Source organism: uncultured Dokdonia sp. (assembly GCF_937910895.1).
Lineage (GTDB): Bacteria > Bacteroidota > Bacteroidia > Flavobacteriales > Flavobacteriaceae > Dokdonia.
The window spans coordinates 1-16516 of sequence record NZ_CALEMI010000169.1; the positions used below are offsets into that span (position 1 = coordinate 1).

The 16516-nt window shown below is 37.0% G+C and carries 13 protein-coding genes; 4 read left to right on the forward strand and 9 right to left on the reverse strand.

The features are described 5' to 3' along the window. On the reverse strand, window positions 1-5777 hold a 5777-nt coding region (locus Q0505_RS21175), incomplete at its 3' end, for an Ig-like domain-containing protein (RefSeq protein ID WP_299217647.1). Window positions 5778-6628: 851 nt separating this feature from the next. Beyond that, window positions 6629-7939 carry an RIP metalloprotease RseP gene (gene rseP / locus Q0505_RS21180; RefSeq protein WP_299217650.1) on the reverse strand — a complete coding sequence of 437 codons (1311 nt, stop codon included), beginning with the start codon at window positions 7937-7939 and terminating at the stop codon, window positions 6629-6631. 158 nt (window positions 7940-8097) lie between these two features. On the opposite strand from rseP, the gene Q0505_RS21185 reads away from it, so the two are divergent. The 4 genes from Q0505_RS21185 (at window position 8098) to Q0505_RS21200 (ending at window position 11664) form a co-directional block, all read left to right on the forward strand. After that, window positions 8098-8769 (forward strand): SCO family protein, encoded by a 672-nt coding sequence (locus Q0505_RS21185; RefSeq protein WP_299217653.1) that lies wholly within the window; start codon window positions 8098-8100, stop codon window positions 8767-8769. A 130-nt stretch (window positions 8770-8899) separates the two neighbouring features. Further along, window positions 8900-9130, forward strand: a complete 231-nt coding sequence (locus tag Q0505_RS21190; protein WP_299217656.1) for a FeoA family protein — start codon at window positions 8900-8902, stop codon at window positions 9128-9130. Between the two features lie 4 nt (window positions 9131-9134). Next, window positions 9135-11234 carry a ferrous iron transport protein B gene (gene feoB, locus Q0505_RS21195; RefSeq protein ID WP_299217659.1) on the forward strand — a complete coding sequence of 700 codons (2100 nt, stop codon included), beginning with the start codon at window positions 9135-9137 and terminating at the stop codon, window positions 11232-11234. Window positions 11235-11433: 199 nt separating this feature from the next. Beyond that, window positions 11434-11664, forward strand: coding sequence for a hypothetical protein (locus Q0505_RS21200; protein ID WP_299217661.1), 231 nt, complete (start codon window positions 11434-11436; stop codon window positions 11662-11664). Window positions 11665-11667: 3 nt separating this feature from the next. Here the strand turns inward: Q0505_RS21200 and Q0505_RS21205 are convergent, their stop codons facing one another. From Q0505_RS21205 to Q0505_RS21235, 7 genes are read right to left on the reverse strand one after another with little or no spacing between them, the layout of a single operon-like run. Beyond that, window positions 11668-12072, reverse strand: a complete 405-nt coding sequence (locus tag Q0505_RS21205; protein ID WP_299217664.1) for a hypothetical protein — start codon at window positions 12070-12072, stop codon at window positions 11668-11670. Window positions 12073-12119: 47 nt separating this feature from the next. Then, complete coding sequence (locus Q0505_RS21210; protein WP_299217667.1) at window positions 12120-13280, reverse strand: metal ABC transporter permease; 1161 nt, start codon at window positions 13278-13280, stop codon at window positions 12120-12122. Further along, window positions 13280-14389 (reverse strand): metal ABC transporter permease, encoded by a 1110-nt coding sequence (locus tag Q0505_RS21215; RefSeq protein ID WP_299217670.1) that lies wholly within the window; start codon window positions 14387-14389, stop codon window positions 13280-13282. The genes Q0505_RS21210 and Q0505_RS21215 overlap by 1 nt, the downstream gene beginning before the upstream one ends. Window positions 14390-14424: 35 nt before the next feature. Continuing rightward, window positions 14425-14637 (reverse strand): four helix bundle protein, encoded by a 213-nt coding sequence (locus Q0505_RS21220; protein WP_366519459.1) that lies wholly within the window; start codon window positions 14635-14637, stop codon window positions 14425-14427. Beyond that, window positions 14597-14797, reverse strand: a complete 201-nt coding sequence (locus Q0505_RS21225) for a four helix bundle protein (RefSeq protein ID WP_299217673.1) — start codon at window positions 14795-14797, stop codon at window positions 14597-14599. Before Q0505_RS21225 ends, Q0505_RS21220 begins: the two co-directional genes overlap by 41 nt. Before the next feature lie 50 nt (window positions 14798-14847). Beyond that, window positions 14848-15588: a metal ABC transporter ATP-binding protein gene (locus Q0505_RS21230; protein WP_299217676.1), complete on the reverse strand. Its 741-nt coding sequence runs from the start codon at window positions 15586-15588 to the stop codon at window positions 14848-14850. Between the two features lie 7 nt (window positions 15589-15595). Further along, window positions 15596-16513: a zinc ABC transporter substrate-binding protein gene (locus Q0505_RS21235; protein ID WP_299217680.1), complete on the reverse strand. Its 918-nt coding sequence runs from the start codon at window positions 16511-16513 to the stop codon at window positions 15596-15598. Window positions 16514-16516 lie beyond the last annotated feature (3 nt).

Sequence of the window (16516 nt, forward strand, 5' to 3'; positions counted from 1 at the left end):
ACATTCGTAATCACTGGAGTACCTCCATCGGTATCATCATTCCCAATCACATCAATATTTACAGGAGCATCTTCATCCGTGCTCGCTACATCATCTACTAAAACCACATCGGCAATCGCAGTGACGGTAATCACTACTGTAGCTGTTTCTGTTGTCGTACTACCATCGGCATTAGTCACTGTCACTGTATAGTCAAAGGTATCCGTACCGTTAAAGTCCGCATCTGGGGTATAGGTTACTGTACCATCTGCTTCAATAGTCACCGTTCCATTGGCTGGATCCGTCACCTGTGTTACTTCATTATTTACGCCTTCAAAAGTATCGTTTGCTAAGACATCCACATTCACTGAGGTATCCTCTGGTGTACTGTCTGCATCATCCACCACATCCGCAATTGGATTTACACTCACCACCACAGTCGCAGTATCGGTACTCGTCGATCCGTCAGGATTGGTGACCACTACCGTATAGTCAAAACTATCGGTACCATTAAAGTCTGGATTTGGAGTGTAAGTTAGCGTACCATCTGCCTCGATGGTGACTGTTCCATTGGCTGGATCCGTGACATTGGTAATCACTGGAGTCCCGCCATCGGTATCATCATTCCCAATCACATCAATATTTACAGGAGCATCTTCATCTGTACTGGCTACATCGTCTACTAAAACCACATCTGCGATTGGAGTTACGGTGATGACTACCGTAGCCGTTTCTGTATCAGTTGATCCATTTGCATTTGTTATAACTACTGTATAATCAAACGTATCGGTTCCGTTGAAATTAAGATCTGGGGTATAGGTTAGCGTACCATCAGCATTGATCGTTACCGTTCCATTGACTGGGTCTGTTACTTCTGTAATAATATGTCCAGGAACAGTATCATAGGTTCCAGGGACAGTATCATTATCTAAAACAGCTACATTTATTGGAGTGTCTTCTGGGGTTGTATCTGTATCGTCTACAAGCGTAAAACATGCTAGATTTTCAGTATCATCAAGAAAATCAAAAACACCATCACCATTTGTATCTGTAGGTTCAGTATATCCTGGCCCTCCATTTGCCGTGTCCGATATTACGAGTCCATTCTCGTCCACTACAGCAGGGGAGGTATTTCCAAGTTCTCCATCTTCGTCCGCTTTCGCGAAAGCGTCAATAAAACCAGCTTCTACAGTATCATTACAACCGTCATTATCTGAATCTGAATCTAAATAATCTGGAGTTCCGTCTCCATCTGTGTCTGGTGCGTCTATAAATACGTGACTAGGGTCATTATAAAGATTAATTCTACACTCATCAAATTGAATAGAATAAAAACGATCTACTTGTTGGTTTGTCCTTTTATTTGCTCCAATAGTAAAATTAAATGTATTGGTCTCTGTTTTTTGAAAGAATACTCTCCAAGGGTTTCCTGTATCAATAGGTTCTATAGGAGCACTACCGCTACCATCTGCTATGAACTGTACAATTCCTCCTGCTAATTGTTGGGCTATTACTCGTGTGGGATTCCCTATAGAATATCCACTAATATTTTGAACTCTATAAAACTCTCTGATTGAGCTTGTTTCTGGACCGCCATTAGAACCACTGTCAATGTCTTGTATAAAACCACCGATTCTTTCTACTGTCGCGTTCGTTGTTGTATTATCTTCAACAAGTCTAAAGTTAAAGACCGCTGTTCTATCTCCAGTAGTATTTGCATTGTATCTTATAATAGGCTGGAAAGCTACTGTACCTCCTGATGTTTGATCGATATTTGTGACACGTGCTCCTGCACTAATTGATGTAAGTGTTACTAAGGCATCTATAGTGTTTCCATTTATATCAACACCTACATTTTCAAAACGCCATATAGAACCTGCAAATCCTGCACCAGTAGGTGAAGATCCAGCTTGATAGGTTCCACCATTGAAGTCATAGTTAATACCTGTACATCCTATCCCTGTTGGGCCTACCCCTTCATAAAAGCCATATCCTTCTGTAACATCAGTGATCCCGTCATTATCATCATCTCGATCTTCATTATTATTTACATCATCACCATCACTATCTTCATTAGAAGTACGATCTCTAAAATCTACATTACCGCCATCATTGAGGTCTCCTTGTGGAATACCTCCAACGATAGGACCGTCTGTATCTGGAAGATCTGCTGTATCATTGATTGTTCCATTAGGATCTGCATAATTAGGTGTTCCATCTAGTTCTGGTGTATCCGTTGTGTCTACAGCGTCATCGAGTCCGTCTCCATCTGTATCAGTTCCTGCTAAGATTAATCCAGCTTCTGCGGTATCGTTACCTCCTTGATTATCTGAATCTGTATCTAAATAATCTGGTTGATCTACGGTATCTGTGTTTACTGGAAAAATACCAAGCTCTTCGCCTTGCGCATTTACATACGTCACTGGTAATCCAGTAGCGGTCACATTAGGAATACCATCCCCTGCAACGCTTCCGTCTGATCCGTCATCTAGAGGAGGTGTATATCCAAGAGTGGATTGTCCTTCATTATTATCTGGAATACCGTCGTTATCTGAATCTAGATCTAAATGGTTGGGAACCCCGTCATTATCTGCATCCATTGAAGCACAAATCCCATCTACACTAAGCGTACAGAAATCAGCATCTTGATAGTTAGGAATACCATCTAAATCATTATCTGCAGAAGGGTCTAAATTTGCACATATTCCATTTGCATTAAGCGTACAGAAATCAGGATCTCTATAATCTGGAACTCCGTCTGCATCTGTATCTGCCGTTAATTGTGCTTGTGTTAATGATTCTCTGATATCAAGAATTCCATCATTATCATCATCAATATCGAATTCGTCTTCTACACCATCACCATCTGTATCAATATTATCTGGAGTCACTGTAATGACTACCGTAGCTGTCTCTGTTGATGTACTACCGTCTGCATTGGTGACTGTTACTGTATAATCAAACGTATCTGTTCCATTAAAGTTTGGATCTGGTGTGTAGGTAACGGTTCCGTCAGGATTGATAGTGACCGTTCCATTGGCTGGATCGGTTACATCGGTTACTTCATTATTTGCTCCTTCAAACGTATCATTGTTTAAAACATCTACATTGACTGGTATGTCTTCTGGAGTCGTCTCTGCATCATCAACCACATCTGCAATCGGTGCGACTGTTACTACTACCGTCGCTGTATCTGTACTGGTTGATCCGTCTGGACTGGTCACTACTACTGTATAGTCGAAACTATCCGTTCCGTTAAAGTCTGAATCTGGCGTGTAGGTCACTGTACCATCTACCTCGATGGTAACAGTTCCATTGGCTGGATCTGTTACCTCTGTTACTTCAGCAGTTGCTCCTGTAGTGTTATCGTTATCTAAAACATCGATATTTACTGGAGTATCTTCATCACCACTTGCAACATCATCATTAATTATTGGTGTAATTAAAAAACCACTAGATTCTAATGTGATACATGCATTATTATCATGAGTGATAACCACAAAAAATTCTGTTCCTCCAAGACCCGAAACATCACCTATAGCAAGTGTTGCAGTAGTAAAGTCTGTATAATTTGTATCTGTACCATCAATGAGTGTTCCGCCCGCATTGGGGTCTCCAATATACCATTGGTAATTCACTCCACCATTTGCATTTCCAGGTGTCCCATAATCAGGCGTGCCTGTGGTATATCCTGTTGCGTCATCTCCTCTAGCGACAACACTAAATGTAGTCCCGCCTGTCATTACTGATTGATCAGAAACCTCTGTTGTCACTACTACCTGCGTAGCTTGAGTGACATCGGCTGTTGTAGTTTGCTGTTGAGAAGCACCACCTGCATCTTCAGGAATTCCATTTGCGTCTACCTGTCCTTCGTCATTATCTGCAAGGTTGTTTGAACTTGTAAGATCTGATTGCTGAAATGTTCCATTCGCTTCTACAGCATCAGGACATCCATCATTATCACTATCTGTGTCTAAATAATCTGGATCATCAGCACCGTCAGTGTTTAATAGCAAACAATACTTTAGATCAAATAAGCCTAAGGTCACATTTCCAGCATTATCAGAACCATCTGGCTCATCTTTTGCTGCTCTTATGGTTACGAATGTTACAGGTCCAGAAGTTATTACTCTCACCGCATTTGCAGGTGCATTACCTGTTCCATCTGTACTTACTACAGAATTTCCAAGAATAAAAGAGTCGGCATCATCTAGTGCATCAATGTTTTCTATTCGTAATGCTCCATCTGAGGCAAAGTCTGAACGGTCTCCATTATCTAAACCTCCCCAAGAAAACTCAAGATTATAGACAGGTTCACTAAATGTTAATGTATATAGCGCTGTTCTTCCAGTATCAAAATCTGAATCATCCAATCGTGATTGTAGCACTGTTCCTCCTGAAGCATCCTCAATTCCTCCATCCGTAGGCCAATTAGGTCCTACGCCTGCATTGACATCTGCATCTATTGTATTTTCTAACTCCCCAGTAAATGTTGCTGTTACCGCTGGAAGCGGCCCTGCTCCGTCAGGATCAAAGGTATACAAATTACCTTGTGATATTATCTCAGTATTATTTATAGTAAATGTCTGACCCAGAGCCACAGGATCTGGAGAGCAGTTTAGTTCGTCTGTATCTAAAATACCATCGTTATCATCATCTTGGTCTACATAGTCAAACACACCATCTCCGTCAGAATCTTCAACCACCGTAATTTCTAAAAGAGCTGTATTTGAAGAGGTGCCTAAATCGTCTTCAACCCTGAAATTTATATTTGCAGAACCCGTATAACCATTTGCTGGCGTATATGTTACGTTTCCAGAAGCATCTACTACATACGTTCCAATTCCAGGAACAACCAGTGGACTTCCTACTGTTCCTATATTTGTAGGATCATTTGGGTCTATTAAGGTAACACTTGATACATCTAAATTTCCATCAGGATCTGAAGATCCTGTAAGCACATTAATAGGTGTGTTCCCTGTTGAGTTTATTTCAACAATATTTCCAAAATTATCTACAACTACAGGTGGAGCATTAGTATTAACCACTGTTGGATTCCCGAAAACAACCTCTCCTAAAAAACCGATTGAAATTTGTCTTGTAGTAACTGGATCATTATTTACTCTCCCTAATGTAAAGTTTATACTACTTGTATTTACATAATTTAATTTTACAACAGATCTTGTATTTGCAGCGTCTACTCCTGCATCTGTAATATTTGCACTATCAAATCTGATTGTCTGGGCTCCTGGAGTTCCAGCTGTTATAATGGTACCTGGAGGCGTCGCTCCTTCCAACTCATAACTAGCAGGTACTGTAACGATTGCAAACTCTCCTGCATCCATATCAATAATCTCCATACTGTATGAATCTAAAGGAATAGGAATCGCATCTGCAAGATTAGGTTCCGAAGAATCTGCTACAATAAATTGCATATTCCAAGTTACTGCTTCATCTGCTGTATCGTAAGTTATAGAAGGTTCAAATCTATTTACTATAGCTGTTGTTCCATCTACTGTATTTACTGTAGGTGTTCCTGTAAAACTAACTAAAGTCACTAATGCGTCTACGTCAAGAATTCCTCCATTTACCGTTAAAGAAACATCAGAAAATCTATACACAGATCCTGGCTGATTAAGTGTTCCCGAAACTAATACTTGGTTATTAGGGAAAATCGGAGTCTCTTGTGCAAAAAGGCTATTATTTGATGCAAACAGTATAGCAATAAAAAGCGCACTATACTTAAATAGTGTGTGTATGCTTTTTAAGATGATTGAGAATCGAGTATTGATTTTCATACGCTTCTTCTTTTTACGCTTGAGTACATCAAGCATATATTATTTTGATGGTGAGTTGGTCTATTTATATATGTACGAAAAAAAACTTCTAATGGTTTTTTAAGTACATTGATTTTGATTTTTTGAACAAAAATAGTGGTATCGCACTGATTTATAGTGACAAAGAGGTTGCAAAAAGAGTAGAAAGGCATTATGCACCAACATAAAAAATGCATCATCATATATGATGTGCATTTTAAGTCTTCAACAATAGTTAACATTAAGACAAAGGTTGTCTTATTTGTTGCGGAGATTGTAGGTTTGATCATTGGTATATTAAAAAAATTATGATTCTTTTATACAGTTTAGGGACTAAACAAAAGAATAAAATAATTTTACAGCTAAGATAAAACTTAGCGATTTAACTATTCTTTAAGATATAACATTTTCTTTAAAAATCGATGAAACGTATTAAATCATCGACAAGATACACAATTTTATTCACATAATTATTAACAATAACATTTTTTTTACGGTATTTCCGTAGCGGCTATGGATTTAGCTTTAAATATCAGGGAATTAGTACAAAAATGAAAAATACTAGTAAAAAGAGAAAAGCATATGTAAAATTTACTAGTAAAAAGTAGTTGAATACTTTTTAGAAAGAGATCTAGAAATTTGACAAAATTTAAAATTAGGCTGTTTCACGCATTGTTAAAATCAAAATAATAAATGGTAAATAAAATTCTTAAAACGTGCTTAAAACGTTTTAAAAAAAGCTACAACAACGAGCACTATAACAAAAAATGATAGTGCTTGTTGTTTAAAATAATTTTTAGCTATTACACGCTTTCGCGAAAGCGTAGGGAGTTTTATTTGAATAAATTCCAGATATCGTTTCCAAAAATGACAAGCATTAACCCCATCACAATAATGAACCCTATAATCTGACCACGTTCTAATGTTTTTTCTGAAGGTTTTTTCCCAGAAATCATTTCGTATAGTAAAAACATAACGTGTCCACCATCCAATGCAGGAATTGGTAGGATATTCACAAAGGCTAACCACACAGAAAACATGGCTGTAAATGACCAGAATTTTACCCAATCCCAAGTAGGAGACATCATTTCTACAATTCCTATAGGTCCTTTTACTTGTTTATATCCTTGTACCTCCTTATTGAAGATCAATTTAAACTGTCTCACTTGTTTGGTCAATGAGCTTATTGTACGATTCCAACCTTCGGGTATGGAAGCAAGTATTCCGTATTCATCTTTGACGAGTAATTCTTTAGTATCTGTAATGACTCCTACAGGCTGACCTTCTTTTATGAAAAACGTTTTTGTAAATGGTGACCCATTTCTTTCTAGCGTGATTGTTAAATTTTCATCTTTCGCATCAGCCAGCAAGTCTTCAAATTGTCCCCAATAGGTGACAGAATTCCCATTTATACCTACAATTCTATCGCCAATTTCTATTCCATGTTCAGTAGCTAGTGAATTAGGCGCTACTACTCCTATAACATTACTAGCTCTAGGTGAAAGGAAAGCTCCTTTTTTACTTTCTAATATGATCTTTTTTCCTTGGTCACTTATAGGAAAAGGAACCTCTTTTCCATCTCTGAGCACTACTGCATTATCTCCCAATAAAATATCAAATAAGATCCCATCTCCAAATTTCTGGACTTTCTTATCATCTATAGATAAAATTTGATCTCCGTTTTGAAAACCTAAAGCCTCTCCTTCTTCGGTAACTTCTATTCCATATTTGAGTCTGTCTGCAGGGATATACACATCCCCATTAACCACCAATAACGTACTAAAGATCACCCATGCCAATAAGACATTTACGGTCACCCCTCCTACCATCACAATAAGGCGTTGCCAAGCTGGCTTTGATCTAAATTCCCAAGGTTGCGCAGGTTGAGCCATTTGCTCTTTATCCATACTTTCATCAATCATTCCTGCTATTTTTACATAGCCTCCTAATGGCAACCAACCCACACCGTAGACCGTATCGCCTATTTTCTTTTTGAATAGTGCAAACTTTACGTCAAAAAACAAGAAAAACTTTTCGACTTTAATCCCAAACCAACGAGCTGGTAAGAAATGACCAAACTCATGTAAGATTACTAAAATAGAAATGGCAAGGACAAATTGTGATATCTGTATAAATAGCTCCATGGCTGTTGTGGTGTGTCAAAATTTAAAACGCACAAAAGTAACCTTTTCGCACGGTTTAAGAAAGCAATTAGACCATTGTAGGTTTCTTTTCACTTTTTTTTAAGGGAAAAAAGAAGATCAACTCAATTTCCCGTTGTAATTTTGTAAAAACTACGTGTATGCTCCGCTTTTTTGAACGCTATAAAGTCTTTGCTATTGTGATGACCGTTTTATCTATCATCATCATCACTATCATTTATAATCTTCTCAAAGTTCCAAAAAAGCTACCTATCTATCAACCCGAAATGGTAGACAGTACGCTTGTGGATAGCACTATTCAATATGTAAAAAAATACCATAAAATCGCTCCCTTTCAACTCATTAATCAAAACGGAGATACGATTACACAAGAAGATTATAAAAATAAAATTTATGTGGCTGACTTCTTTTTTACCACCTGTCAGACGATTTGTCCTATCATGACAGATCACATGGTACAGATTCAAAAAGAACTTAAAGAAGATAGCGACGTCTTATTATTATCGCATTCTGTTATTCCAGAATATGACACTCCTAAAATTTTAAAGGAGTATGCTATAAAAAAAGGAGTAGATGATACGCGATGGAATCTTGTTACAGGTTCTAGAAAAGAAATTTATACGCTTGCGCGAAAAAGCTATCTGGCGGTAAAAAATATTCCTGGAGAAGAAGATGCCATGGTGCATACAGAAAACTTTATGCTCATTGATAAAAAAAGCCAGATAAGAGGCTATTATGATGGCACTGATCCTAAAGAAATAGAACGTCTTTTGGAAGAAATTGAAATTTTAAAACTCGAATACGAAGACTAAGTAAGTTTAATTTAGTAAATACCTTATGAATCTCTAAAGAGATAGCCCTTTTATTTTAACGAAAAAATCTCTTTTTCCTTTACTTAAAATGGTGTATTTTTGTCTTGTTTAAATTTAATCTAAATAAACATTGAAGAAAACAGTGGCTCATTTACAGAGAGGAGAAAAAGCTATCATTAAAGATATAGCTATAGATAAAGTCCCTCTTAAGCTATTAGAAATGGGCTGTCTTCCTGGCAACGAAGTACAACTTTTGCAACTTGCCCCCTTTTCAGATCCGATGTATATTAATGTAAATGGAAGTTATCTCGCTATACGAAAAGAGACTGCATTACATATTTTAATAGAAACGCCATCTTAGTCTTATGGCAAAGCAACTCAATGTAGCACTTATAGGAAATCCTAATACAGGAAAGACTTCGGTATTTAATCATCTTACTGGGCTTAACCAACAAGTAGGGAATTATCCAGGGATTACCGTTGAAAAAAAAGAAGGAATCTGTAAATTAGACAGAGGTGTGAAAGCACATATCTTAGATCTTCCAGGTACGTATAGTCTCAACGCTTCTTCTCTAGATGAAAATGTTGTTATTGAATTATTACTCAATAAAAACGATAAAGATTTCCCAGATGTTGCTGTTGTGATCTCTGATGTAGAGAATTTAAAACGAAACTTACTTCTTTTTACACAAATAAAAGATTTGGGTATTCCTACGATTCTGGCTATCAATATGGCAGATCGGATGAAACGTAAAGCTATTAGTTTAGATATTCCAAAAATGGAAGCTCTCCTGAACACAAAAATTGCTTTAATAAGTAGTCGTAAAAAACAAGGAATTGATTATCTCAAACAACTCATTACCGATCATAAAAATATTTCTACAAAGCCTTGTGTAAATGCGTCTGTGATTGCACCAGAATATTTTGACAGATTACGCAAAGCATTTCCTAATCAGGACTTATACAAGTTATGGTTAGTGATTACTCAAGATGTTAATTTTGGAAAAGTAGAACGTAAAGAGATGAATACCATTGCTTCCTTTAAAACAGAATCTGTGAGTAATCTTAAACGCTTACAGCAAAAGGAAACGATTATACGCTATAAATTTATTAATGAGGTTCTAAAAGAAACGCTTACGATAGATATTGCAAACGCTAAAGATTTGCGCACACGCCTAGATCGCACACTTACTCATAAAGTCTGGGGATATGTGATTTTCTTTGCTGTACTGATGTTTATTTTTCAGGTGATTTATAATTGGTCACAATACCCAATGGACTTTATAGATGCTAGTTTTGCGTCGTTAAGTGAATGGGTAAAAAATACACTTCCTGCCGGAGCACTTACTAACCTACTCGCCGAAGGAATTATAGCAGGACTAGGCGGGATTGCTATTTTTATACCACAAATCGCCTTCTTGTTTTTATTTATTTCCATTCTGGAAGAAAGTGGTTATATGAGTCGGGTGGTCTTTTTGATGGACAGGATTATGCGTCGTTTCGGACTTAGCGGAAAAAGTGTAGTCCCTTTGGTATCTGGAACTGCCTGTGCGATTCCCGCCATCATGGCGACACGTAATATAGAGAGTTGGAAGGAACGACTTATTACCATACTTGTTACTCCATTTACCACTTGCTCTGCACGATTGCCTGTGTATCTTATTATTATTTCGCTGGTTATTCCTGATGAGAAATTTTTATTTTTTAATTTACAAGGACTCACCCTTATGCTTCTCTATCTTATAGGATTTGGAACTGCCATAGGTTCAGCTTGGATCCTTAATAAGGTATTAAAAATAAAAAGCAAGTCCTTTTTTGTGATAGAAATGCCCAACTACAAGCTTCCGTTATTAAAAAATGTTGCAATTAATGTTTTAGAAAAAACAAAGTCATTTGTCGTTGATGCTGGTAAAATCATACTCGCTATTTCCATTGTGTTGTGGGTACTTGCCTCTTATGGTCCTACCAAAGAATTTTCAAATGCAGAAGCTATTGTAACGGCGCGTATGGATGAGGGCGCTTTCGCGAAAGCGGACTTAGAAAAACAAATTGCTTCCTTCCGATTAGAAAAAAGTTATATAGGACATCTTGGAAAGTTTATAGAACCCGCCGTAGAACCCTTAGGATATGACTGGAAAATAGGGATTGCATTGATTACCTCTTTTGCTGCTAGAGAGGTTTTTGTGGGGACACTTGCTACTATATACAGTGTAGGAAATGATGAGGAAGAAACTATTAAAATACGCATGGCAAACGAGACAAATGAGGTTACAGGGAAGCCTTTATTTAATTTTGCAAGCGGTATTTCGCTCTTATTATTCTATGCCTTTGCCATGCAGTGTATGAGCACCTTGGCTATTGTAAAACGAGAGACCAATACTTGGAAGTGGCCTATACTGCAATTGGGAGTTATGAGTGGTTTTGCGTATCTTGTTGCTTTAATAGCGTATCAAATCCTTAAGTAAAGAAAGATATTTAGCTACGACTGACTAGTGGAGCGTATTTATTAAATTATAGTATATGGATCAATTTCAAAACATACTTGTCTTTTCTATCTTTTTGATAGCTGTGGGATATTTGATCACAAAATTTGTATGGACACCTTCGTTCTTAAAAAGAAAGTCTAAAGATGGTTGTGGGGATGGCAATTGTGGTTGTCACTAGATGGGACTTCTCTTTGTTCTTATAGGGTATATACTTGACTTTAAAAACGACAAAGAAAACTTTCTAAAAGAGTTTGCTGTAGGATGTGCTTATTTTGGCGGGAATTTTATACTAGCACTTATTCTTAAGTTTCTATTTGGAATTCCTTTTCTCTACTGTATTTTTGGATTTGCCATAGAAATTGTACTTCTGTTTTCTATTAAAGCCTACGTGCAAAGCAAAGGTTCATAAAATCTACCCTCTTATTTCTAAATAATATACGCGATCGGATATTGCCATACTTGTGTTAGGGTATGGAGAAAGTCGAACTGCTTTTATAACAGAAGTTTTTGAGGTGTATAAAACAACATCTTTTCCTAAAGCGTCAAAAATAAATTCTTTCTCTATAGGTGCTTTCCCTTTTTCTTTGATACGTACTTTGATTTTTGCTTGCCCAGCCCATACACAGTCTACATCTTTAGGACATCTAGAATCTTCAAGTACTTCAAGAAAGGTAACTTCGACTGTATTTATTTTTTGATGCATTCCTATTCCTAATTTAAATACTAAAGCATCCGCTGAAGTTGTAGGGGAAGTATTTTGTGCTTTCGCGAAAGCGCAAAAACAAATAATAGCTAAAAAAATATGCAAAGATTTCATAAAGTTGTTTATAGTATATATGACAAAAAGGATACCAAATTATAGTATTAGCCTCTAAAGAGAAAGAAATCGTCTTTCATATATTCTATTTTATCATCCTTGTTGGTAACAATATACTCTAGTGCTAGGTCTGTAAATTCTTTTCCTTTAGGAGTCAATGTAACGATATTATTTGTGACCGTAATCATATTATTTTTTTGAGCTAAATCTACTACCGTTTGAGAACGTACTTTTTGCCAGTTGATGTGTTCATTCAAGTGATTGATGTGTCGCTCACTCTTTTCTGTATGATTGTTAAGGTGTAATAAAAAGGTGAGTAAGGACACTTCGGTACGTTGTTGACGCTGTCTGTACATCACTGCAATTAATCCTTTACGAGGCGCGAAGAGATAAACCATTAAAAACACGATACCGAGTACCGTTGTCATAGATCCAGAAATAGAGGCGTCTAATAGGTGTGCAACCCAATATCCTGCTATGGCAGAACTCACTCCAAACACTACGGATAATACTAACATCTTCTTTAAATCTGATGTCAATAAATATGCTGTCGCTGCTGGAGCAATCATCAATGCCACGACAAGTACAGCGCCTACCGCATCAAAAGCACCTACAACAGTTACTGATGATATGGACATTAACCCATAGTGTAAAACAACAGGTGAAAATCCTAATGCAGATGAAAGTCCTGCATCAAACGTACTTACTTTTAATTCTTTAAAAAAGGCGATTAATAATCCTATAGTAATCGTGAGAATCCCACCCATGACCCATAAGGATTTTGGTCCTACGTCTATCTCTGCTATTAAAAGACGATCAAAAGGAGCAAAGGCTAGTTCTCCTAATAAAACTGCATCTACATCTAGGTGGATATCATTGGCATTTTTAGCAATTAAAATAACACCGATACTAAATAAGGCTGGAAATACCAATCCGATGGCAGTATCTTCTTTGACCAATCCTGTTTTTTGGATCCCTTCTACCAAAACCACTGTAATGACTCCAGTAATGGCAGCCAATAAAATAAGCCAAGGGGAATTTAAATCTTCTGTTAGAAAAAATCCTATCACAATCCCTGGCAATATAGAATGGCTGATGGCATCACTAATTAATGCCATTTTACGAAGTACCAAAAATACGCCTGGTATCGCACATGCCATGGCAACTACTGCTGCAATTAGTTGTATTTCTATTTGTGGTGTTGACATTATTGTTTGTATAAATTTTCGGCGGCGTTATACCCATCTTGTGTAAGTGACCATTCTTGGCCTTGTACTTTTACCCAGTTTTTTTCTTCCATTTCTTTAAGTGATGTTTTGGCAAATCCTTGGAAGTTGTTTAGTATTTTGATGGCATGCGGATGTGATATATCTTCATGGGTTTTTGCAATATCAAACATAAATTGTAATGTTTTCTGAAGTTTTAAATCTCTTCTGTTTTGCCAAAACCGAACTTGCTTAAAGAGTACTCCTCTTCCTGGAGAAAATATAAATGAAAACAGCACAAACACCGAAGCCACCAAGACAATAACTGGTCCTGTTGAGAGGTTGTTTTGACTCGCACTAATGGCGGTTCCCAATACGCCTGAAAATGCTCCAAAAACAGCAGCAAGAAGAATCATCACGCTGAGTCTATTTGTCCACTGTCTTGCGGCGGCGGCTGGCGCTAATAGCATCGCACTCATTAAGACCACACCCACGGTTTGAAGTCCTAAGACAATCGCGAGTACAATAAAAAAAGTAATAAGTATGTCTATAAATCGGGTGTTAAATCCTAAGGTTTTTGTGTAATCTGCATCAAAAAGTAAGATTTTAAACTCTTTCCAAAAAAGCAATAATACAACCAAGCAAATTCCTGTTACAATTGCCATCAAGGTAACATCTTTCTCTACTAAGGTTGCTGCTTGTCCAAACAAATATTTGTCTAATCCTGCTTGATTTGCATTGGGTTGTTTTTGAATAAATGTGAGTAATAACATTCCAAATCCAAAAAACAATGATAATACCAATCCTAAAGCGGTATCACTTTTAAGATGTGTTTTGGTGATGATCCCTCGTATCCAAAAAGTTCCTATGAGTCCGCTTACGAGGGCTCCTAATAAAAGTAAATTGGTATCCTTTGTTCCCGTAATCATAAACGCGAGTGCAATACCGGGTAATGCTGCATGAGAAATCGCATCTCCTAAAAGGCTTTGCTTACGGAGTACCGCAAAGCTTCCTAACATCCCACAAATTGCCCCAAGAATAGCGGTGCCTAACGTAATGGTACGTAGGGTATAATCTGAAAATACTAAACTAAAATATTCTTTGAGGTCCATTGTTTTTTTAGCTGTTGGCTGTTAGTCTTTAGCTGTTAGCTATTTGTTTTTATAAATTTTTTAATTCCCTGAATCATTTTTGCTAATTCTTGAAGGTCTGCACGTGATACATCATCTTGCTCTTTGGTAATGTATGATTGCCTTTTAGCAACAGTTGAACAAACGACACATTCTTTTAAAGAATTTAATGCAATATTTAAATATCGATTAAATTGTGCATCTGAACTTCCTTGACCTTCTCCTATAATTTAATGATATAGACAGAGCTGCTCTTTTATATTGAGAGCTAAGACCATATAATTCTTCTTTGGGAAAATCTTTTACCAAAAGATATACTTGATCCACAAAGTCTAGTGATTTTTGGTATACACTAAGTTTTTCAAAATTAAAAGTTACTTCATCTGCCATATTTTAATACTGTTTTTTTAGCTAAGTGCTAAAAGCTAATAGCTTTAAAACTATTTATTCACCGCCACTTTATAGTTAATCCCATACGTCTTTGTTAAATTATCATCATTAAAAATATCTTTAACAGGACCTGTTGCTATTTTCTTAACATTTAAAAAAGTGACCCAATCAAAATACTCAGGGACGGTTTGTAAATCGTGATGCACTACGATAACGGTTTTACCCGCTTTACGGAGTTCTTTTAATATATTGATAATAGCAATTTCTGTGGTAGCATCTACTCCTTGGAAAGGTTCGTCCATAAAATAGATCGCGGCATCTTGCACTAAGGCTCTCGCCAGAAAGACACGCTGTTGCTGCCCACCACTCAACTGACTTATTTGTCTGTTTTTAAAAGGAAGCATTCCTACTTTCTCTAAGGCTTCTAGTGATGCTTTTTTTTCTTTTTGTCCAGGACGTTTTATCCATCCTAATTTCCCATACGTTCCCATCATCACAACATCTAGCGCTGTGGTAGGAAAATCCCAATCTACACTTCCTTTTTGAGGTACATAGGCCACGAGTTTGCGTTGTTTTTCATAAGGTTTATCATAAATGGTCACACTTCCCGCAATAGGTTCTATAATTCCTAATATGGCTTTAATCAATGTGGATTTCCCTGCGCCATTAGGTCCTACAATAGCCATCAAGACGCTTTCAGGAATTGTTAAATCAATATCCCACAACACAGGTTTGTAATTATAAGCAACTGTTAGGTCATCTACGCGAACTGCTATTTTCCTATCTTCCATACTCCTTTTATTTAAGCGAGTTTACGATCGTATTTACATTATACCTAAACATACCTATATACGTTCCCTCTTCAGTTCCTGCATCTCCTAAAGCATCACTATATAACGAGCCACCTATCACCACTTCGTGATCTTTTGCTTTTACAGCGGCTTGTAATGCTTCTATGGTTCGTCTTGGTACGGAGCTTTCTACAAAAATGGCTTTTACATCATTATCAATAATAAATTGAGAGAGTCGCTGTACATCTTGTACTCCTGCTTCTGTTGCCGTTGATAATCCTTGTAAACCAACTACGTTAAAATCATAGCTTTTTCCAAAGTAATTAAACGCATCATGCGCCGTTACCAAAATTCGTTTTTCCTTAGGTAGGGTTTCAATGATGGCTTTTACTTCCGTATCCAGTGACGTGAGTTGGGCAAGATAGGCGTTACCATTTGCTTTAAATTGTTCTGCTTGTTGGGGTAGCTTTCGCGAAAGCGTACTCACAACAACTCCTACAAACTCTTTAAAATACTGGATATTGAACCATACATGCGGATCGTAATTTGATGCAAAATAATCAGAACCAATGAGTGTTGATTTGTCCAATTGTTCTCCTAAAGCTACTTGAGTTTTTGTAGCAGATCCCATCTTTTCAAATACCTCGACGAGCTTTCCTTCCAGATGTAACCCGTTATAAAAAATAATATCTGCATTAGAAAGTTTTGTGACATCACCTGCACTCGCTTTGTATAGATGCGGGTCTACCCCTGCCCCCATAAGCCCTTGTATATCTATCAAATCACCTCCTACGTTTTTGACAAGATCAGTGATCATAGAAGTGGTCGTGACGACTTGTAATCTTTTATTTTTGGAAGCTGTTTCGTTTTTACAACTTATCACGCTTAAAGCGAAAAGAAATATGAGAATCTGTTTTATGTTCATAAA